Annotated in this window: 1 pseudogene; it reads right to left on the reverse strand. The window is 70.4% G+C overall.

The annotated features are described in order from the left end of the window. Nucleotides 1-81: 81 nt before the first annotated feature. Nucleotides 82-294 (reverse strand): annotated as a pseudogene (locus tag KVT32_RS29730) (catechol 1,2-dioxygenase); the annotation flags it as partial.

Consider the following 294-nt stretch of genomic DNA (forward strand, 5'->3'; position numbering starts at 1 on the left):
CGTCGAGGTCGACGTCGCTGCCCACGGGGCGCACAGGTAGGGGATGGATCGGGATCATGGCGTTCTCCTCTGGGGACTGGCTTACGCTGCGGCGCGCTGGCGTTCGACCTGGGCGCTGGGCGCGGTATCGGCCTCGCGATGCAGGTGGAAGACGAAATCGAACGACGAGACCGGCTTGTCCTGGCCGCGCGCCGCGAGCGCGGCCGGGTCCACGACGCGCGCCGCCGGCGGCACCAGGCCTTCGCGGCTGGCGAAGGCGAAGTCGTCCCACAGGTATTCGACGCCGTCGATGTT

The sequence above is a fragment of the Achromobacter sp. GbtcB20 genome (assembly GCF_019091095.1).
Taxonomy (GTDB): domain Bacteria; phylum Pseudomonadota; class Gammaproteobacteria; order Burkholderiales; family Burkholderiaceae_B; genus Achromobacter; species Achromobacter mucicolens.